The organism is Neisseria subflava (assembly GCF_024205745.1).
Lineage (GTDB): Bacteria > Pseudomonadota > Gammaproteobacteria > Burkholderiales > Neisseriaceae > Neisseria > Neisseria flavescens_B.
Genome location: NZ_CP073117.1, coordinates 46,964 through 67,429 on the forward strand (window position 1 = coordinate 46,964; position 20,466 = coordinate 67,429).

Annotated in this window: 14 protein-coding genes; 7 read left to right on the forward strand and 7 right to left on the reverse strand. The window is 50.2% G+C overall.

Annotation, left to right across the window (positions count from 1 at the left end; all coding sequences use genetic code 11):
* Window positions 1-15: 15 nt before the first annotated feature.
* Entirely contained in the window at window positions 16-606 is a 591-nt protein-coding gene (locus KCG55_RS00260; RefSeq protein WP_254323038.1) for a LemA family protein, read from the reverse strand.
* Between the two features lie 142 nt (window positions 607-748).
* A complete protein-coding gene (locus KCG55_RS00265) occupies window positions 749-1,837 on the reverse strand; it encodes a metallophosphoesterase (RefSeq protein ID WP_254323039.1) in 1,089 nt (362 codons plus the stop codon).
* 102 nt (window positions 1,838-1,939) lie between these two features.
* On the opposite strand from KCG55_RS00265, the gene KCG55_RS00270 reads away from it, so the two are divergent.
* From KCG55_RS00270 to recB, 6 genes are all read left to right on the forward strand, one after another.
* On the forward strand, window positions 1,940-2,848 hold the full coding sequence (locus KCG55_RS00270) for a Dyp-type peroxidase (RefSeq protein ID WP_254323040.1): 909 nt from the start codon (window positions 1,940-1,942) through the stop codon (window positions 2,846-2,848).
* A 209-nt stretch (window positions 2,849-3,057) separates the two neighbouring features.
* Window positions 3,058-4,599, forward strand: a complete 1,542-nt coding sequence (locus KCG55_RS00275; protein WP_254323041.1) for a ShlB/FhaC/HecB family hemolysin secretion/activation protein — start codon at window positions 3,058-3,060, stop codon at window positions 4,597-4,599.
* Window positions 4,596-4,724 (forward strand): hypothetical protein, encoded by a 129-nt coding sequence (locus KCG55_RS10560; protein WP_283255523.1) that lies wholly within the window; start codon window positions 4,596-4,598, stop codon window positions 4,722-4,724. The genes KCG55_RS00275 and KCG55_RS10560 overlap by 4 nt, the downstream gene beginning before the upstream one ends.
* A gap of 255 nt (window positions 4,725-4,979) precedes the next feature.
* Entirely contained in the window at window positions 4,980-6,719 is a 1,740-nt protein-coding gene (locus KCG55_RS00280) for a filamentous hemagglutinin N-terminal domain-containing protein (protein ID WP_254323042.1), read from the forward strand.
* Entirely contained in the window at window positions 6,698-8,737 is a 2,040-nt protein-coding gene (locus KCG55_RS00285; protein WP_254323609.1) for a beta strand repeat-containing protein, read from the forward strand. The genes KCG55_RS00280 and KCG55_RS00285 overlap by 22 nt, the downstream gene beginning before the upstream one ends.
* A gap of 144 nt (window positions 8,738-8,881) precedes the next feature.
* Window positions 8,882-12,538, forward strand: coding sequence for an exodeoxyribonuclease V subunit beta (gene recB, locus KCG55_RS00290; RefSeq protein ID WP_254323043.1), 3,657 nt, complete (start codon window positions 8,882-8,884; stop codon window positions 12,536-12,538).
* A gap of 59 nt (window positions 12,539-12,597) precedes the next feature.
* Here the strand turns inward: recB and KCG55_RS00295 are convergent, their stop codons facing one another.
* From KCG55_RS00295 to KCG55_RS00305, 3 genes are all read right to left on the reverse strand, one after another.
* Window positions 12,598-13,329, reverse strand: coding sequence for a phosphoadenylyl-sulfate reductase (locus KCG55_RS00295; RefSeq protein ID WP_254323044.1), 732 nt, complete (start codon window positions 13,327-13,329; stop codon window positions 12,598-12,600).
* A gap of 115 nt (window positions 13,330-13,444) precedes the next feature.
* A complete protein-coding gene (gene dinB, locus KCG55_RS00300) occupies window positions 13,445-14,503 on the reverse strand; it encodes a DNA polymerase IV (RefSeq protein ID WP_254323045.1) in 1,059 nt (352 codons plus the stop codon).
* A 77-nt stretch (window positions 14,504-14,580) separates the two neighbouring features.
* Window positions 14,581-15,630 (reverse strand): sulfate ABC transporter substrate-binding protein, encoded by a 1,050-nt coding sequence (locus tag KCG55_RS00305; protein WP_191620652.1) that lies wholly within the window; start codon window positions 15,628-15,630, stop codon window positions 14,581-14,583.
* Between the two features lie 388 nt (window positions 15,631-16,018).
* Here KCG55_RS00305 and KCG55_RS00310 point away from each other — a divergent pair, with 388 nt between their 5' ends.
* On the forward strand, window positions 16,019-16,849 hold the full coding sequence (locus KCG55_RS00310; RefSeq protein WP_003685007.1) for a DUF4198 domain-containing protein: 831 nt from the start codon (window positions 16,019-16,021) through the stop codon (window positions 16,847-16,849).
* A gap of 43 nt (window positions 16,850-16,892) precedes the next feature.
* Here KCG55_RS00310 and KCG55_RS00315 read toward each other — a convergent pair whose 3' ends face one another.
* On the reverse strand, window positions 16,893-17,744 hold the full coding sequence (locus KCG55_RS00315; RefSeq protein ID WP_254323046.1) for a DUF5672 family protein: 852 nt from the start codon (window positions 17,742-17,744) through the stop codon (window positions 16,893-16,895).
* Window positions 17,745-17,781: 37 nt separating this feature from the next.
* Window positions 17,782-20,382, reverse strand: coding sequence for a DNA mismatch repair protein MutS (gene mutS, locus KCG55_RS00320; RefSeq protein WP_254323047.1), 2,601 nt, complete (start codon window positions 20,380-20,382; stop codon window positions 17,782-17,784).
* Window positions 20,383-20,466: the final 84 nt, after the last annotated feature.

Consider the following 20,466-nt stretch of genomic DNA (forward strand, 5'->3'; position numbering starts at 1 on the left):
CAAACTGCTTAATTTTTAAGCCAACATATTGCTGCTCATTCGTTGCGTTTGGTTTTCCGTAAAACGAACCAATCTTGCCTGCTTGTCAAAGCCTAATGGCTTGGCGACAAGGCGGTTGGGCAATTTGTTTAAATGATGATTGTAGCTGCCGGCTCTGCGGTTGTAAGTGCGTCGTGCCGATGCGACTTCCGCCTCTGCTGCATCCAGCATTTCCATCAAACCGGCCAATTTCTCATCAGGATACTGTTTCAAAAGGCCTTTGACGGCAGTTTGCAATTTTTTCAGTGCATGATTCAATGCTGTTTCGGCTTCGCACAGATGTTTGATTTTGGATTCGGAAAATGTTTTGGCAGTTTGCGCCAATGCGGTTTCGACTTCGGCACACATCTGCTGAACGTTTTGATCCGATGCAATGCCCTGCTCTTGCAGGTGTTTGCCGTATGCATCCAATACATGACGGACGGCCTGATGTCGGCAGTCGAGCGCAATGCGCAAAGAGACAAAGGATTCGCGACAGTCTTTTTTGCGGTCTTTCAACTGTTGTTTGAAATACAATAAGACAGCGGCGATTGATACGAAGATAAGTACAAGACTAATAATGCCCATAGTGAGTTCCCTAGTTATGATACCACTCATATCGGTGGCTGATTTTATTAACATCGATTATAATCCAATTTCAATATTTTTTCCCAATTTTCATAAAAAAGGCCGTCTGAAATTCAGACGGCCTGAAGTTTATATTTCTATTTCAATGCTTTGACTTGATGTCGATAACCCACACTTCTGATTGCGAACCCAAACGCAGGGGAATGCCCCAGAAGCCGTAGCCCGAAGTGGTGAAGAAATGGCCGTTGCCGATCGCCTCATAACCGTAAGCAAGACGATAAAGCGTACGGACAATAAGGTTGGCAGGTGCAACTTGGCCGTTGTGGACATGGCCGGAGACCTGCACATCAATCGGCAGACGGGCATGGGCTTCGATTGAAGTAGGACGGTGATCCATCAATAAAACCGGTAATTCGGTATTTTGACCATCCAAAAGCTGCTCCGCGCTGGGACGCTTGCGATCCAAATCATCGCTCCGCCCTACCAGCAACACACCATTCACTTCCAAAACCTGATTGGCCAAAACCGTCAAGCCTGCCGCTTCCAATTCATGTTTGATACGCTTCTGATCACGGAACCAGTCATGATTGCCCAAAGTGGCATAAACGCCCATCGGCGCAGTCAGCTTCTGCAAATGCGGTTTCATGTTTTCTTTCAAGTACGCGTCGACGGTATCGTCCATCAAATCGCCCGGCAGCAACACCATATCAACTTGTTCCCGCTTCATGATGTCCGTCAGCTTGTCCAATTGACGCGCGCCGAACAAAATCCCCAAGTGTAAATCGCTGGCCACGCCGATACGCAGCGGCTTATCCATTTTCTTATTGATGAATACGGTTTGATGGCGGACAACGGGCGTATAGGCGTTATACATCCCAAAACCGAGCAAACCGGCTACAAACAAAGGCGCAAACAGCCGCAGGCTTCGTGACAGCGGTTGGCGCGCCATAAAACGGCGCAGCAAAAGATACAGGATAAATGTCGCCAACGCGGCATACATCACAAACAGCAAGATCACCATCCAAAACGCCACCACGCGGAACATTATATGTCCCAACTCCAGCAGCAAGCCGACCAACAAGCCGTTTGTAATGAAATAGGAAATACCCATCAGCCAACGTCTGCCGACTTTACCGATCCAAGGCGCAAACAGCCATTGCAGCGAACGCCCGAGCCCGAATGTAAACACTTGCAACAGAATGACGCTCACAAAAAACATCTTGCCAAACATGCCTTTCCGCCCTAAAAAATTAAAAGGCAGATTTTAGGCCGTCTGAAACTTTCAGTGTATAATCCCCGCGTAAAAACCCATAATATTTTGAAAGGAATCATCATGAGCCATCCCCAATCAGCCATTATTCCTGATCATGCACAAGCCGGTATTTTTATCGAAGCAGACATTTCAGACGGCCGCAACGAAGACATCAAATCTGCCTGCCGTCTTGCTTTGGAGGCTCTGGCTAAACTGAAAACCCGTTTTCCGAATGATATTTTGGGTTTGACCATTGCCTTCGGCAGCCGCGCATGGCAATCGTTCGGCCATACTGACGAAGGCAGCGAAATCAAACCTTTCCCTGAATTGGGCAACGGCCTTGCCCCTTCCACCCAACACGACCTCTATATCCACATTCAAGCCACCGAGCAAAAAGCCGCCTATGCCTTGGCTCAATCTGTTTTAGGTGCATTCGGCGACAGCATTCGCGTAGCCACTGAAGAACACGGTCTGCGCCTGTATGAAGACCGCGGCTTGGACGGTTTTGTCGATGGTACGGAAAATCCGCAGGGCGATGACAATGTACGCAATGTTGCCATCATTCCTGAAGGCAAGCCGGATGCCGGCGGCAGCTATGTTTTGCTGCAAAAATACCTGCACGATTTGAAAAAATGGGATGCCGTCCCTACTGCCGTGCAAGAAGCCAGCGTGGGCCGCAGCAAAGAAACCAATGACGAATTCAGCAAAGACGTGCGCCTGCCCGACTCCCATCTCGGCCGCGTCAATGTCAAAGAAAACGGCGTTGGCTTGAAAATTGTCCGCCGCAGCCTGCCCTTCGGCAAACTCAGCGGCGAACATGGTTTGATGTTCACTTCCTATTGCAACACGCTGCACAATATTGAAGTTCAGCTGCTCAATATGTTCGGCGATGCAGACGGCAAAACCGACTTACTGCTGAAATATTTGTCTAAAGCCGTATCAGGTGCTTACTACTACGCGCCTTCTGTCGAGCGTTTGCAAAATCTTTAACGGCTCAAAGGCCGTCTGAAAAAACCTGCCTTTTCAAAGGCAGGTTTTTGTTATTTAAATTCCCTTAATATTTTATGGTATCATCATAGAAATTTATCCTATCATTGCTTAATAAACCCTGATTACAGACAACGATAAAAACCGATACGCCCAAGCAGCTATTTTCGATAAAATAAACCCAATTATTATCCCTATAAAATTACGACACCATGTATAAATCCCGCCTTCTCCCCCTGCCCGTATTGATTCTCTCCGCGCTGAACGCCTATGCGGCCAATACGCCGAATCCGCTTGATCAAATTGATAAAAACGTACCCAACCAATTCGACAAAGACTTCCGCGACAATCTTGACCAGATTCATTCGGTTGAAATCCAAAAACGCGAGCAGTCAGCATGGGATTTACAGAAAAAACAAGATAACGACGCAGTTACACAAGAGAGGCCGTCTGAAAACAATACCGAATGCTTGGATTACACCGGTATCGAACTTTCCGGCATTACCCTTATTAATTCCAAAACAATTGAAGCCAAGTTACCCAAATGCATCAATCAAAACAGCATCAACCAACTGAACCGGGACATCGTTGCCGAATATATCGCTCAAGGCTATCCGCACACGCAAATCAAATTTGAAACCACGCCTGAACGCGTCCTAAAATTGGCAGTCATCGAAGGCAAAATCCGTGAGATTACCGGAGGCTCCCGTACAGTCAACGTTGATACCCTCTTCCCCAATCATCAAGGCAAACCACTGAACATCCAATACCTCGACCAAGGTATCGAACAGGTAAACCATGTTGTCGGCAACAACGTCAGTATTGATGTTTATCCGCATGATGACGGCACCGCCTCTATCCAACTTAAAAACGATGCCCAAAAACATTGGGGTGGCAGCGTCACCATCGACAATAAAGGCAGCAAACCCAATACCACGACACTGCGCGGCAGCCTGAATATCGGCAGCCCGTTGGGATTGAGCGACTCCCTTTATCTAAACGGCTATACCAATCTAAACAACCACGACAGCCATTACAGTCGCGGCGGCAGTATGTTCTACCAAGTTCCTTATGGCGCATGGACATTCAGCACTTACGCCGCCGCGTCACAATCGCAAAGCATCTTAACGCCCAGCGTGACCCGCTATGCCTACCGCTCCAAATCCAAAGCGGCAGGAATCAAAGCAGACCGCGTATTCTCACGCAGTCAAAAACACATTACCTCCGCCTATGCCGGCATCGATTATGTGAAACAGACCGCAAAATTTGCCGACAGCAAACTGGAATTGCAAAGCCCTGAAATCTATTCGGCACAAGTCGGCCTGTCGCATACAGCCATCCTGCCAAACGGCATTTGGCTCAACAATATCGGCGTAGAACAAGGGTTTGCGAAAAATACCGAACATACGCCGTTCGACAAGCGCTATACCTCTGTATCCTTGCAAAGCAATTTGATTCAAAACCGTCCATTGGGTAAATGGATCGTGCGCAACCATCACCAAATCGATGCCCAATATAGCCCGCATGATTTGTTTGCCACCAAAGAAATGGACATCGTCGGTTATCAAAATGTACGCGGTTTCCGTTCGATTTCTTTGAGCGCAAACAGCGCAGTCCTGTTGAGCAATACCGTTTATTTCCGCCGCAATACGCCCCACGGTATCTATATCGAGCCTTATCTGGGCGCAGACATCGGCATTGCCAAAAACAATAACGAAGGTTCGCAACGCGCCATGGGGTGGTTGCAGGTTTGAATTTGGGCAAGGCGGACAAATGGCAGCTTTCTGCCGACTACGGCAAAGGTTTTGCGCGCATACCCAACCAATCAAACAGCGAAATACAGGATCATGTGACTGTTTCTTTGCGCATTCCATTTTAAAGTTATGTAAATATATATCCTTTTATCCAATATATAAACCGCCCATCTTAACATTATTAATTTTCCATTAATATCAATGAGATGAGCGGTTTTTATTTGCATTTGAAATAGTGCACACAAGGCCATACTGGTGGTATGATTGTAAAAAAATTCATAACAATGTTAATACATTCAAAAATTTCCTCAACAGAAATCCAATACTCGATATGGGATTTCTGATTCAATCTCCATCACGATAAATAAGGATTAAAATCCATGAAAATCGACACTTTATATCAGCCTAAGCTCTCAGCTTCCGGCAAAGTAACTGTCGCCGTGTGCTTTGCATTCCTGGGAAATGCAGCGGTAGCCGCCAATATCGAAGCCATCGGCCAAACTTCGGTACAGCAGCAACACAATGTTGACATCGTCAACATTGCCGCACCGACGGCCCAAGGTCTTTCTCACAACCAATATAACAAGTACAACGTTTCCCAACACGGTGCCGTTTTGAATAACGCCCTGTCTGCCGGTAAATCCCAACTGGCTGGAAACCTGTCTGCCAACAAAAACTTCCAAGGTCAGGCTGCATCTGTGATCTTGAATGAAGTGGTCAGCAAAAACCCTTCCCTGATCTTGGGTCAGCAAGAGATCTTCGGTATTGCCGCAGACTATGTTTTGGCAAACCCTAACGGCATTACCCACAACGGCGGCAGCATCCTGAATGCCAACCGCACATCCTTGGTTGTCGGTACGCCAACTGTTTCAGACGGCACGTTGAAATCTTTCAATATCAGCGACAATGGCAAACAACTGCAAGTAAACGGCAATTTGAGCGGCAACCGCGTAGTTGACCTGCTCGCGCCGCAAGTGGTTGTCGGCAAATCAGCTAACGTTAATGCCGCCGATGCCATCAACGTTTCTTCAGGCAAAAGCAACTTCGACTACAAAACCGCACAAATCGAAGCATTGGACGCTGCTTCAAATGCGCCGGTGCTTGACGGTCATATCTTCGGCAGTATGCGCGCCGGTACCATCCGCATCCACGCGACTGACAAACGCGCCAAACAAAACATTCAAAATGCCACCATTACCGGCACCCACTACCTGAATATCGACAGCAAAGGCAACCTGAGCATCCAGTCTGCCAATCTGACCGGCGCACAAATGGAACTGTTTGCCCGCGATACAGACATCAAAGGCACGGTTACCAGCCATTCTGCTAACAAATCTTCCAGCGGCAAAGAGGCAAAAAATGTTCAGCACTTCCGTTCAGACCGCAACAAAACTGAAACCTTTACCGCCAGCAATATCAATGCATCCGAGTCATTGACTTTGAACAATAGCGGCAGCCTCAATCTGAGCGCGGCCAACATCAATGCCGGTGCGCTGACTGCTTCTGCCACAGGCAATATCAATTCTAACGCGGTAAAAACAACCAACCGTACAGAATCTGACCACACTCAAAGCAAAGGCCTTTGGTACAACAACAACCTGAGTTCCTCTACTGACGAAAGCCTGCATCAAACCAAAATCAATGCCGGTTCTGTCAATATTGCGACCACCGGCAAAGTCCAATTGGATGCAACCGAACTGAATTCGGCTGCCGATGCACGCATTGCCGCCCAACAAGGAATTGTATTGAGCAGCAACAGCGAAACCGACAGCAGCTCGACTTATGTCAGCTTCAAAAATGAAACTGCCGCGCTGAAAACCGGTATCGCTACAAAATCTTCCAAAAACTCTACCGCCCATCAAACCAAAATTTCCGCAGCCGGTGATATCGGTTTGATTTCCGAAGGCGATTTGAGCACTTACGGCGCAAGCATCGTGGCAAACGGCAATGTCGTTACCGATGTCAACAACATCAACTTGGGTACTCAAACCACCATCAACACCAACAGCCTCGACGACCAGAAAAATACTGGGGCGGCCTGTTCGGCGGTGAAAGCCAAGTTCAAAACAACCGTACCGAAAACCTGCACGGCAGCAGCATTACTGCCAACTCAAACGTAGTTTTGGGTGCAAAAAACGGCGTCAACGTTTACGGCAGTACCGTTGAAGGCCAAGCCGGTACATTCGTCAGCTCAAAAGCAGGCAATGTTGATATCAAAAACGCCACCAGCACCGATACTTCCGCACAAAGCGCGCGTAAAGGTACGATTTTCAATATCACGACCTCTAAAACCAGCAGCAACAGCAGCATTGAAAAAGTAACCGGTTCCACCCTGGTTTCCAATGCCGACCTGACCGTTGTTTCCAACAAAGACATCAATGTGATCGGCTCTGCATTGTTTGCGGCACAAAAACTGCAACTGTCTTCCGCAGGCGATTTGACCATTGATGCTGCCAAAGCGGTAGAAAACAAACAGGTCAACGAGTATTCCATCAAAGGCTACTCTGGCACCGAAACCAATAAAGAAAACGGCAGTGTGACTGCCAAAGCAGGTATCAAATTCACCGATACCCACACTGACACCCACTCTGTCGGCCTGAACGGCAGCATTTTGACCGGTAAAAACACCCAGTTGTCTTCAAACTCAAACGTTACCGTTAGCGGCAGCCAAGTCAACGGCGAAGAATCCGTCAACATTTCCGCAGCCAATGATGTCAATATTGTTGCATCCAAAGGCAGCAACACTGTGACCGAATCCGGCCGCGTAACCGATTTGGGCGTATCTGCTACTGCATACGAAAAAAATAACGTTGCAGGCGTCGGCGTATCTGTCGGCATTACCAGCACCAAAACAGATGCAACCACCGTAACGAATACATCCCATGTATCCAACATCAACACCGGCGGCAACACCACCATCACTGCCAACGGCAATATTAATCAAGAAGGTACAGTGATTAATGCGACCGGCAATGTGGTTGAAGCTGCCAAAAACGTTACCCATGCTGCGGCACACAGCGGTGCAAAATCCGATGTGAAACAAAACGGCGGCGGTTTGGTCGTTTCTGCCGGCATCAGCACCAACAAAGGCATCGGCGGTGAAATCACTGCACAAGGTCAAGGCAACTCTTCGGCCCACAATGAATCCACTGCAACCGTAACCACCATCAACGCAGGCAATGCCATCGTTTTGGCAAATGACAAAGTGTCTGATGAAGGTACAAAATACGATGTTACCGGTGCTATCAACATTGATGCAGGTTCATACCACAACACTGCCACCCACAACACCAGCAACAGCAGCAGCAAACAAGGCGGCGCTTCTTTGACTATCGGCGCATACACTAAAGACGGTTCAAACGTTGATGTGAATGCCAACCTGAACGTCAACTATGCTGATGAAAACAAAAAAGAATCTACCGCCGTCAAAGGTGATATGAATGCTACCAATGTTGTTATCAACGCCAAAGACTCTGCTGAAATCGCATCCAACATTACCGCCAACAACAACGTCAACATTACCGCAGGCAACGGCGTAACCTTCACCGAGTCAGCCAATACTGCCTCCAACCAAGGTACAGCCGTTAATGTCGGTATCGGTGCTGGCGCGACAATCAATGTCGAAACCGGTGTTGCCGTTCCTCACGTCAATGGCTCTGTCGGCGTCAACAAAACCGATAACGCTTCTTCTACCGCCACAGGCGCGAATATAGCGGCCGGCAACGATATTAAAATCAATGCCAACAACGGCGACGTTAACCTGCACGGTACCAACCTGGTATCCAACAACTCCGTTGAAGTAGAAGGCAACAAAGTCAATACTTCCGGCGCGATCAGCAGCGTTAACGAAAAAAATCTGACCGTCAATGTCAACGGCAGCTACGCTTCAGGCAAACCAAACGGCGGCATCAACGCCAAAGGTAAAAACGAAGCCAACGTAACCAATACGGCAAACACCATCCAAAGCGACAATGTCGTTATTACTACCGGCTCTCCAACCGGTTTGAGCGTCAACAATACGACCATCAACGGTAATAATGTTGCGTACTATTATGACGACAGTAAAGCTCCTGCGGCGAACCGTTATACCTACCGTTCTCGCCAACCAAGCTATGCCAAACGCCGTTTGCGCTACTAAGATGTGCTATTGAAGTCATTTAATAGCCATTAAGACATGCCGTCTGAAAACAGAAAGTTTTCAGACGGCATTTTTATCATCAATGCAAAACAACACACTATCTCTGTTATGATAATGCCTCGCTAATATTATTCCGTTCCCACCATGTCTTCCGCCCTTCCTTTTGACGCGCTCACACTTTCCATCGACGGCACCAACCTCATCGAAGCTTCCGCCGGTACGGGTAAAACCTACGGCATTGCCGCGCTCTTTACCCGACTGATTGTTTTAGAAAAAAAAGACATCGAGAAAATTCTGGTCGTTACCTTTACCAAAGCAGCGACGGCAGAACTGAAAACCCGTTTGCGCGCGCGTTTGGACGAAGTGTTGCAGGTTTTGAACGAAATCCAAACCTTGGGCGGCAAGCCGGAACATATTTCAGACGGCCTGAACAAATATTACGACAAAGAGAAAAAATCTCCCGATGACTTTCTCAATCGTTTGATTCCTTTGGCTTTAGGCGAGCAAGACGGACAGGAAAGCTGCCATCGCCTGATTCTCCGCCTCAAAGCCGCGCTGAGCCAGTTTGACAACGCATCGATTTACACCATCCACGGCTTCTGTCAGCGCGTCTTGCGCGATTACGCGTTTTTGTGCGGCGCGCCTTTGGATGTCGAGCTGTCGGACGACTCTCGCGAGAGGCTGCTGATTCCTGCGCAGGATTTTTGGCGGCAGAAAGTGGCAACCGATGCCACATTGGCACAATTGGTTTTTGACCGGAAATGCACCCCTGAAAAAATGCTTGCCGAAATCAAAAGCTATACCGGCCGCCCCTATCTGAAATTCAGACGGCCTGAAGGCGATTTGAAAGAAGCCCAAGCCAACCTTCAAGAAACATGGCAAAAAGTTTGCGTCCAGTTGGAAGACTTGGAAAAAGCGTTTTGGGCAATTTTTCCCAAACTTAACGGCCAAACCTACAAAAGAAAAACCTTTGAAAATGTTTTTACCGATTTAAAAACAAACGCCGAATCCAACCGTCTGCCCCGCCTGAGCAAACAAACGCTAGAAAAATTAAGCCTCTTCAGTATCGACACGCTCAACAGCAAACTGAAAAAAGAATATAAAGCCGATGCCGATGCGCCGGAAATTATTCAGCTGCAAGCCTTGGCCAATCTCGGTCGTGATTTGCAGGCAATGGAAAGCGCGGAAGAAGCGGTCTTCATCTGCCTGCAACTCGACCTCCTTTCCTACATCAACCAATCTATTGCCGAACAAAAAAAATCACGCCGCGAGCGCGTGTTTGACGATTTGCTGCTGGACGTCCATCAGGCATTGACCACCAATGAACACGGCAACGCATTGGCAAAAGCGGCGGCGGCAAACTGGGAAATCGCGCTGATTGACGAATTCCAAGATACCGACCCGCTGCAATACGAAATTTTCCGCCAAATTTTTATCGAACAAGGCTGCCCGCTGTTTCTCGTTGGCGACCCCAAGCAGGCGATTTACAGCTTTCGCGGTGCGGACATTTACGCCTATCTGCAAGCCGCGCAAGATGCGGACAGGCATTACACCCTCGCCGTCAACTACCGCAGCCATGCCAAGCTGATCAACGGCATCAGCGCCTTGTTCAAACAAAAAAAACACCCCTTCGTGTTGGCAAACATCGATTACAGCGATGTCTCCGCCAGCCGCGCCGAAAGCCGGCTGTCGCCACACTGCCCCGCCATCCAAGTGCGCTGGCTCAATACGGACGACCAAACCGGCAAAGAGATTTTGCGCGACCGTGCCGCCGAATATTGCGCCGATGAAATTGCCTTTGCGCTCAATGAAGCAGCCGAAGGCCGTCTGAACTTCAAAGGCCGCGCGCTGGAATCCGGCGATATTGCCGTCTTGGTGCGCACCAACAACGAAGCGGCAATGATTGCCGGAAAACTGAAACAGCGCCGTATCCAAAGCGTGTTGCTGTCGCGCCAGTCCGTTTTCGATTCCGCCGAGGCCGACTCGCTGTCCGCGCTGATCGGCTTTTGGCTCAACCCAAGGCAAACCGACTGGCTGCGCTTTGTCTTGACCGGCGTTTTGTTCGGCTATACCGCCAAAGAGATTTACGAACTCAACCACAACGAACACCAGCTGCTGAAATGGCTGGAGTCGTCTGCCCAAGCCATGGAAAAATGGCGGAAAGGCGGCATTTTTGCCGCCGTGCAGCAGTTTGCCGCCCTACATGACATCGAAACACGCCTGCTCAAAGGCGGCAACGAACGCAGCCTGACCAACTACTACCAAATTCTGGAGCTTTTGGCCGAAGAAGACAGCCAAAGCCGCAACCCTGCCGCCCTGCATAAATGGCTGAACGAACAAATCAGCCGTGCGCGCAGCGGCCATTTCCCGTTAGACGCGCAAACCATCCGTCTTGAAAGCGATGAAAAATTGGTCAAAATCGTTACCATGCACGCGTCGAAAGGTTTGCAATATCCTTTGGTTTACTGCCCCTTCGCGTGGGATACCAAAGACAATTCCAAAGAAAACTGGAAAATCCTGCATACTGACAACCACGAAACCGAGCTGCTGGCCAAATCTCAAACCTCGGAAGCAGAACTAAGCCATCTTGCCGACGAAAAGACGGCAGAAGATTTACGCCTACTTTATGTCGCCCTTACCCGCGCCGAAGAACAGCTCAATATCTACGCCGCCGCCAACAAAAACTGTACGCCAAACAATCCTTTTGCCTATCTGCTCGAAGGTTTGCCGGATGCCGGCCGCGAAAGCGTCAGCCAAAGCTATCAAAGCGCGACAGACGTTGTGGAAATGCTCAAGCTCAACTGGCAACGCTTTATCAAAAATGCGCCTGAAAATACGGAGTTTACCTTCACGGAAGAAGCCCCGCCGGAAACCGTCTACCAATACAGCCGCCAGCAAGACCAAGCCTTGAGCGCACATAGCATTAAACGCCGCAATTTTGACTTTATCCGCCATACCAGCTTTACCGGTTTGAGCAGGCACACCAAGTCAAGCGACGAGCAACACGAGCCTTTGCAACCTGCCATCGACCCGGCAGAAAGCGCAGACCGTGCCATGCCGTCTGAAAACCTGCCGTCCCCACTTTCAGACGGCCTCGATATCCACCATTTTCCCCGCGGCACCAATGCCGGCGTATGTTTGCATGAAATGTTGGAAAAACTCGACTTCGCCGCCTCTGCCGAGAGCCAATCCGAAATGATTGCCGAAGTTTTGCAACGCCACAGCTTTGAAGGCAAATGGCTGCCGACGGTAAGCACCATGCTCGACACCTGCCGCCTGACTCCTTTAATCGGCGAGAGCCTGTCGCAGATTCCGCCGACCCGACGCCTGCCCGAAATGGGGTTCACCCTGTACATGGACGATTTCAAACTGGACGACTTGCGCCGTTGGTTTGCTTCAAGCGAAGCAAACCTGCCGCCCGAATGCGTCCAAGCCGCGCAACTGCTTGATTTCCATGATTTGCAAGGCTATTTGAACGGCTTTATCGATATGGTTTGCCAAGATTCAGACGGCAATGTCATTTTAATCGACTACAAATCCAACCATTTGGGCAACGATGCAAGCGCGTACACGCAACAGGCGATGAACGAAGCCGTAGCGCATCATCACTACTACCTGCAAGCCCTGATCTACGCCGTTGCCATTGCGCGCTACTACGCCCTGCGCGGCAAGCCGTTGCCCAAAATCGCCATCCGCTATCTCTTCCTGCGTGGCATGGACGGCTCGGATCAAGGCATTTGGAAATGGGACATCAATACCGCCCTGCTTTCCACTTTTGTTGAGCGGAAAATAAATTCTTGATAAATCATTTTGTTAAACCGTCAAAAAGGCCGTCTGAAACGTTTTCAGACGGCCTTTGATTATTTGTGCAAACCGCATTCCTTACTGTCTTTACTCTCCCACCACCATCGCCCGGCGCGGATATTTTCGCCCAGCTTAACCGGACGCGTGCAGGGTTCGCACCCAATACTGGGATAGCCCTGATGATACAGCGCATTGAGCGGTACTCGGTGCTCGTATGCATATGCCCAAACATCCTGCTCTTCCCAATCGAAAATAGGATTGAATTTGGCGATGTTGCGCCCCGTATCCAGCTCTTCAAAATTCAATTCGCTACGTGTTTCGGACTGGCTGCGGCGTTGTCCGGTCAGCCATGCAGGCGCGTTGTGCAACGCGCGGTTGAGCGGTTCGATTTTGCGGATATGGCAACAACGGCGGCGTAACTCGACGCTGTCGTACATCGCGGCCGTGCCAAACTCCGCTTCAAATTCGGCGGCAGTTTGTCGGTTGGGATAAAACACTTCCAATTCGGTTTGATAGCGCGCATTGGTTTCGGCAATCAACGCAGCGGTTTCAGGATTGAGTTTGCCCGTATTGAGCGTGATGATGCGGATAGGCAGTTTCAGACGGCACACGGCATCGGTAATGACCATATCTTCAACCGCAAGGCTGGATGCGAACACGGCTTGCGGATAGCGCGCGGCAATGTCTTGCAAACGGCGCTCCAAAGTAGCTGCCAACTCAGGTAGACGGCGGCGTTCGTCATCGCTGATTTCGGGGATTTTCCAGAATTGTGGGCGGAATAAAGACATGGCTGGTTGTTCCTAATAATTTTCAGACGGCCTGTTTAAACGGCTGCCGATATGGTTATGGAACAATATTGTCCTGCGCCCTATCTTCAAACGGAAAGAATGCTTTTCTATTTCTTTATAACCAAAGCGTCTGCTGCTGGTTTTTCGGCAGCAAATGACTCACGCCGATACCGATCAGGCGAAAGGCATCTTCGCGTTGCGGCGGTATGCGTTGCAGCAAAGTATGCGCCGCCTGAAGCAGCGAGGCGCTGTCGGGCAGGACGGAAGAATACGTCAGCGAACGCGTGATAATGCGGAAATCGTGGGTTTTGAGTTTGAGGGTAACGCCTTTGGCTTCGACATTTTTGCGCTCAATCTGCCGCCAGAGGTCTTCGGCAAGGTGCGGCAAATGGTTTGAAGCCTGCGCCAAAGACAAATCTTCGGGCAGAGTGATTTCGGTTGAGATTTGCAGGCGTTCGCGTTCGGCTTTGACAGGCCGCTCGTCGATACCGCGTGCCAAATCGTAAAGGCGGTAGCCGTAGCGGCCGAAATGGTTTAAAAGTTCGCCGCGCTCAAAACTGCGCAAATCGCCGGCGGTCTGCATACCGAGAGCATTCATCTTTTTCAGCGTAACTTTGCCGACACCGGGAATCTTACCCAACGGCAGGCTCTCCAAAAACACCATGATTTTTTGCGGCGGCAGCACAAACTGCCCATTCGGCTTGCGCCAGTCAGAAGCGATTTTGGCCAAAAACTTATTAGGTGCGATGCCTGCGGAGGCTGTCAAACCGGTTTCTTCAAAAATTTCGGCGCGAATACGTTTGGCCACCTCGCTAGCGTACGGGATATTTTCAAAATTTCGGGTAACATCCAAATAGGCTTCGTCTAAAGACAAAGGCTCGATCAAATCGGTATAACGCCGAAACACGGCATGAATCTGCGCCGACACTTGACGGTACAAATCAAAATGCGGCGGCACAAACACCGCCTGCGGACACAGCCTTTTCGCCGTTGCCACCGACATGGCCGAGTGCAAACCGAATTTGCGCGCCTCATAAGAAGCGGCACAAATGACCGACCGCGTACCGTCCCACGCCACAACGACGGGTAGCCCTTTCAGGTGTGGCTGCTCGCGCAGTTCTACCGAAGCGTAGAATGCGTCCATATCGATATGGATGATTTTGCGTTGGGACATGGGAAAAGGTGGATAAGAAAAAGGCTTATTGTAACAAAAGGCCGTCTGACGTTTCAGACGGCCTCTATGTTTAAGCCTTATTTTTTACTGGAAAGCTGGTCAAACAATCCACCATCGGCAAAGAATTTTTTCATGATTTCTTCCCACGATCCAAATTTCTCATTCGGATTAAACGTCTCAATTTCAGGGAAATCGGCTTTGTGTTTCGCCAATACTTCGGCATTGCGCGGACGCAGGTAAAGATTGGCGGCCAACTCTTGGGCCGGCTCGCTCCAGAGGTTTTGCAGATAGGCTTCGGCAGCGGCGCGTGTGCCTTTTTTATCGACTACGCTGTCCACGACGGCAACCGGTGCTTCGGAAAGAATGGTGTAGCTTGGATAAACGATTTCAAACTGGTCTTGGGTCAGCTTTTTGCTGACATAGTTGGCCTCATTTTCAAAGGTAACCAAGACATCGCCGATATTGCGTTGGCTGAAGGTCGTTGTCGCCGCGCGGCCGCCGTTTTCAAACACCGGCGTGTTTTTCAGCAATGCGGCCACAAAATCTTTGGTTTTGCCTTCATCGCCGTTATTCACTTTCAAACCATAACCGTACGCACCCAAAAAGGCGTAGCGGCCGTTGCCGGTGGTTTTCGGGTTGGCCAAAACGATTTGCACGCCGTCTTTGGCCAAATCACCCCAGTCTTGAATGTGTTTCGGATTACCTTTGCGCACCAAGAAAACGACGTTGCTGGTATAAGGTACGGCATTGTCCGGCAGGCGCGTGTTCCAATCGGCTTTGACCAAACCTTTTTTCACCAAAAGCTCGATATCGGAAGTCTGGTTCATGGTCACCACATCGGCAGCCAAACCATTGGCGACAGCCAAAGCCTGCTTGCTGGAGCCGCCGTGCGACTGTTGGACTTCAACCGTCTGTCCACCGTTTTTTGCGGCAAACTCTTTTACAAATAAAGGATTGTATTCTTTATAAAAATCGCGGGCGACATCGTAGGAGACATTCAGCAATTTGACTTCGCCCCCCTTACCTCCGGCAGCTTGAGAAGCATTGTCGGCGGATTGTTCGGCTTTTGGCGAGCACGCGCTCAAAGCCAGCGCGGCGGTCAAAGCGGCAAAAGAAAGCGTACGGATATTCATGGTCGGCTCCTGTTAAAAATATGGGAGCACTTTATCGGGATTGGATGCAAACTGGAAATAATGTTTGCTTTCGCGTTTATCAGTTTTGGTTATATACAATCCGGGCGGAAGTCGGGAAAAAATGCCCACACAGATAAGCATTACGATAAATTATATATACATCAATCAGATAAAGATTAAAGCAGCTATTTATACAAGATAAACATACGTTGCAAACAGTATTACCCAATACGTCAGGCCGTCTGAAAATCCAATATAAATAATTATTTATAATTAAAAAAATATAATCCTTATTATTTACAAAAAATGCAAATAAGAGTAATGTTTCTACTCGCCAAAATACAAGGCCTTTCATTCAACAACAAAATGGAGTGTAGAAACTATGAAACAATGGATGCTTTTAGGATTGCTGGGATTGGGCGCAGTGGCGCAGGCGCACGATGTTTGGGTAGCCGCACCGACACATCAGCCTGCCGGCCAAATCCTGCATGCGGATTTGGGTTACAGCCATGACTTCCCCAATGTCGAAAAAATCGCCGACGACCGCGTACATATTTTCAAACCGCTGCAATTGACCGGCAGCTCAAAGAAAACCGTTGATTTGGTAAATAAAGGCGAAAACTATCAATACGTTTCCAAAGCCGCTTTGCCTGAAGGTTCTTACTGGGTCAGCGCAACCTACAAACCGACTTTTTGGTCGAAAAACCAAGACGGCTGGAAACAGCAAACCTTAAAACAGCTGGCCGGTTCAACCTATTGCGAACAATCGCAAATGTTCGGCAAGAGCTTTGTCCAAGTGGGCAACGGCGCAGTTGATGAAGCTGTGTTGACCCGCCCTATCGGCCAAGAGCTGGAACTGGTTCCGCTGAAAAATCCTAACGAAGTCAAAGCCGGCGGTATTTTGCCGGTCAAAGTCCTGTACAAAGGCGAGCCTTTGGTTAAAGCCACCGTTACCGCCAGCTCGGACACTTTGGCCGAAATGGACTTGGAATCAACCCATGACCACCGCGAGCCTCAAGGCTTCTCCGGCAAAACCGATAAAAACGGCGTGGTCAATGTGATTACGTTGATTGACGGCTTGTGGAAAATCAAAGTGGTGAACGAGACCGATTACAGCGATAAAAGCGTATGCCAACAAGACAAAGCTTACGCAACGCTGATTGTGCCTGTCGGCACCAAACGCGCGGCTGCACGCCATGCCCATCAGCATTAACAGCCATTAAAAAAGGCCGTCTGAACTTTCAGACGGCCTTAATTTATTCCCATTCATAACCCAAATTTCTAAAAAAACGGGAGTATGTTTCCAATTTATCCTCATTTAATTGGGCAAACCGGACACGGTTGCAGCCGGTCAAGACCACATTGCCCATCCAGTGCGCCCCAAAGACGCGCTCTAAAGGGACATTCCTCATTTGATTGATAAACGGCACTTCTGAAGAAAATTGCGTAGCAATATTCGGAGGCGCGAATTTCAAACCCAAGTCCTGCAATCTATAACGGTGTTGTGCCGTCAAAAACATATCTTCGTGGTGCAGCCGTACCAGCCATTCCATATCGGCAATTTTTTCGTCTTTCGGCGGTAAAGGCGGTCGGATTTCTACATTTAAGCCCAGTTGTCGCGGCATGGTTAAAAGCCGTCTGCTGCGCAGGCTGAAACCGCCGTTCTGCGGCTCATCAAAATTCGGAGAAATCTGAATCAGATGTTGTTTGGCCAAATATTGGTCGGTTCCCTTCAGGAAAAACTGCCCGTCGGCTTCGGTTTCCAACAAAATCGGCAAAGGTGCGCCGATATAGTCATATTCCCGATAGGCATCCTGCCAGTTTTGACCGTTCAACACCCAGCCGTCATTTTGAACAATCAAACAATAATCAGTATCGATGTAATACATCAGTTGGTACAAAACAAACAGATTGTATTCCAGATAACCGAATTTCCGGCAAGGCTGATGTCGGATATTCTCCGGCAAACCTTGCGGACAGCTCGGGCTAATCAGCAATCCACGGCTGCCAGGCAATTCGGCACAGCTGCGGACAATGGCATACATCGTGCCCTCGGTATAAGAATCTGCGCCGGTAATACCAACCACGGTAATGTCAGTAAAACTCATCAATATGTTCCCCTGTTTCAGACGGCCTTTGAGTTATTTACGACGCCTTATTGCAAATATCTTTCAAGCGATATAAGGCATCCAAGGCTTCGCGCGGCGTGAGGTTGTCGGGCTGAATTTGCGCCAACGCTTCAGCCAATTCATTGTTCTGCAAATGATTGACAGGCTCAACTTCTTGTTCTTTCCCTTCCTCATCTGCCCCATTTTCAGACGGCATGGCGCTGAAAATATCCAACTGCGGACGGTTGGCGGCGGCTTGGTTTTCCAAATCGTTTAAATGCTTTTGAGCCGCTTTCAAAGCGCGGTTGGGCAGACCTGCGAGTTTGGCAACGGCGATACCGTAGCTTTTGCTGGCAGGACCGGGCTCGATATGGTGGAGGAAAACGATGTCTTGGCCTTGCTCAAGTGCGGAGAGGTGCATATTGACTGCCGTTGCGTGGGCTTCGGGCAGTTTGGTCAACTCGAAATAGTGGGTGGCAAAGAGGCTGAAGGATTTGTTTTTTTGCAGCAAATGTTCGGCAATGGCTTGGGCAAGGGCGAGGCCGTCAAAAGTCGACGTGCCGCGACCGACTTCGTCCATAAGGACGAGGGATTGCTCGGTAGCGTGGTGGAGGATGTAGGCAGTTTCGCTCATTTCGACCATGAAGGTGGAGCGGTTGGAAGCTAAGTCGTCCGATGCGCCGATACGGGTAAAGATTTGGTCGATGGGGCCGATTTGGGCTGAATCGGCGGGGACGAAGCTGCCGGTGTGCGCCATGAGGACAATATGGGCGACTTGGCGCATGTAGGTGGATTTGCCGCCCATGTTAGGGCCGGTTAAAAGCATAAGGCGGTGTTTGTGGTCGAGGCGGGTGTGGTTGGCGGTGAAGTGGCGCACTTGTTGCTCGACGACAGGATGGCGGCCGTTTTCGATATGGATGATGGGGTAGTCGGCGAACTCAGGACAAACGAAACCGCGTTCGGCAGCAATGGCGGCAAACGTAGAAAGTACGTCGAGGGCGGCGGCGGCTTTGGCTGCTTTTTGAAGCTGTGGCAAGGCCGTCTGAACTTCTTTCAGCAAGGCTTCAAACAGGCGTTTTTCTAATGCCAATGCCTGCTCTTGCGCGGTCAGGACTTTGTCTTCGAAGGTTTTGAGTTCGGGCGTGATGAAGCGTTCGGCGTTTTTGAGAGTCTGGCGGCGTTGGTAGTCGACGGGGGCTTGTTCGGCTTGAACTTTGGATAGCTCGATGTAGAAGCCGTGGACGCGGTTGAACTCGACTTTGAGGGTGGAGAGGCCGGTGCGTTCGCGTTCGCGCGCTTCAAGCTCAAGCAGGAATTCGTCGCCGTGGTTTTGGATGTGGCGCAACTCGTCAAGTTCTGCGCAATAGCCTTGGTTGATGACGCCGCCGTCTTTGAGCCAGACGGCGGGTTCGGGCATCACGGCGGCTTTGAGGGTTTCGGCGACGGGCAGGGTTTCGGGGAAAACGGCTTTGAGGGTTTCCAACAGGCTGCTGCCTGAAGCGGACAATTCGATTTCGGACAGGGCAAACAGGCTATCGCGCAGGGCGGCGAGGTCGCGCGGACGTGCATTGCCCACGGCGATGCGGGCGGCGATGCGTTCGATGTCTGCGATGTTTTTCAGACGACCTTGCAGGGTTTCGTATTGCGAACCCAATGCGGCAACGGCTTCTTGGCGGGCGCGGATGTGGGCGCGGCTGCGTAAGGGGTGGTGCAGCCAGAGTGCCAAGAGGCGGCTGCCCATGTGGGTGGCGCAACTGTCGAGTATGGAAAACAGGGTCGGCGATTTTTTGCCGGAGAGGGTTTGCGTGATTTCGAGATTGCGGCGCGTGGCGGCGTCCATGCCGATATATTGGCTGTCGGTTTCGAGCGAAATGCCGTCGAGGTGTTGCGGCATCAGGTTTTGCGTCAGGCGGATGTAGTTCAACAACGCTCCCGCCGCGCCGACGGCGGCTTCGTGTTCCTTGCCGTCCAAACCGAAGCCGTGCAGGTCTTGGCAGCCGAAGTATTCGGTCAGCAACTTCGCGCCCGCCTCGGCGGCAAACTGCCATGAGTTCAGGCGCGTGATGTTGGCAGAAGTTGCATGAAAACCGTCAGGCAGGCTTTTGCCTTCGGGCAACAGGATTTCCGCCGCCTGCAAACGCGCTAGCTCGTCGGCAAGTTTGTCCGCCGTCGTCAGCTTGGTTTTGAATTCGCCGCTTTGCAAAGATGCCCACGCGATGGCGATGTGTTTTTTATCCGCGTTCACCGCCGCAATGCGGTTGGTTTCCTTGTCTTCCAAAAACGCCGCGTCGGTCAGCGTGCCGGGCGTTACGATGCGCACGACTTTGCGCTCCACCGGTCCTTTACCCGCGCCGACTTCGCCCACCTGCTCGCACACCGCCACGCTTTTGCCCATCTTCACCAGCCGCGCCAAATACTGCTCCGCCGCGTGAAACGGCACGCCCGCCATCTTAATCGGCACGCCGTCCATCTGCCCACGCGTGGTCAGGGTGATGTCCAGCAGCTTCGCCGCTTCCACCGCATCATCCAAAAACAACTCGTAGAAGTCGCCCATACGGTAAAACACCAGCTTGTCGGCGTGTTGCGATTTGATGGCGAGATACTGCTGCATCATCGGGGAGACGGTGGGTTTGGACATGGAAAAACCTTAGAAACGCAAAAGCGTTATTGTAACAAAAGGCCGTCTGAAAACCTAAAATAAGGTTTCAGACGGCCTTTTATG

Coding starts and splice junctions, on each gene's coding strand:
- KCG55_RS00280 (WP_254323042.1), top strand. CDS start 4,980: ATGAAAATCGACACTTTATATCAGCCTAAGCTCTCAGCTTCCGGCAAA.
- KCG55_RS00295 (WP_254323044.1), bottom strand. CDS start 13,329: ATGTCTTTATTCCGCCCACAATTCTGGAAAATCCCCGAAATCAGCGAT.
- KCG55_RS00275 (WP_254323041.1), top strand. CDS start 3,058: ATGTATAAATCCCGCCTTCTCCCCCTGCCCGTATTGATTCTCTCCGCG.
- recB (WP_254323043.1), top strand. CDS start 8,882: ATGTCTTCCGCCCTTCCTTTTGACGCGCTCACACTTTCCATCGACGGC.
- dinB (WP_254323045.1), bottom strand. CDS start 14,503: ATGTCCCAACGCAAAATCATCCATATCGATATGGACGCATTCTACGCT.
- KCG55_RS00315 (WP_254323046.1), bottom strand. CDS start 17,744: ATGAGTTTTACTGACATTACCGTGGTTGGTATTACCGGCGCAGATTCT.
- KCG55_RS00260 (WP_254323038.1), bottom strand. CDS start 606: ATGGGCATTATTAGTCTTGTACTTATCTTCGTATCAATCGCCGCTGTC.
- mutS (WP_254323047.1), bottom strand. CDS start 20,382: ATGTCCAAACCCACCGTCTCCCCGATGATGCAGCAGTATCTCGCCATC.
- KCG55_RS00270 (WP_254323040.1), top strand. CDS start 1,940: ATGAGCCATCCCCAATCAGCCATTATTCCTGATCATGCACAAGCCGGT.
- KCG55_RS00310 (WP_003685007.1), top strand. CDS start 16,019: ATGAAACAATGGATGCTTTTAGGATTGCTGGGATTGGGCGCAGTGGCG.
- KCG55_RS00265 (WP_254323039.1), bottom strand. CDS start 1,837: ATGTTTGGCAAGATGTTTTTTGTGAGCGTCATTCTGTTGCAAGTGTTT.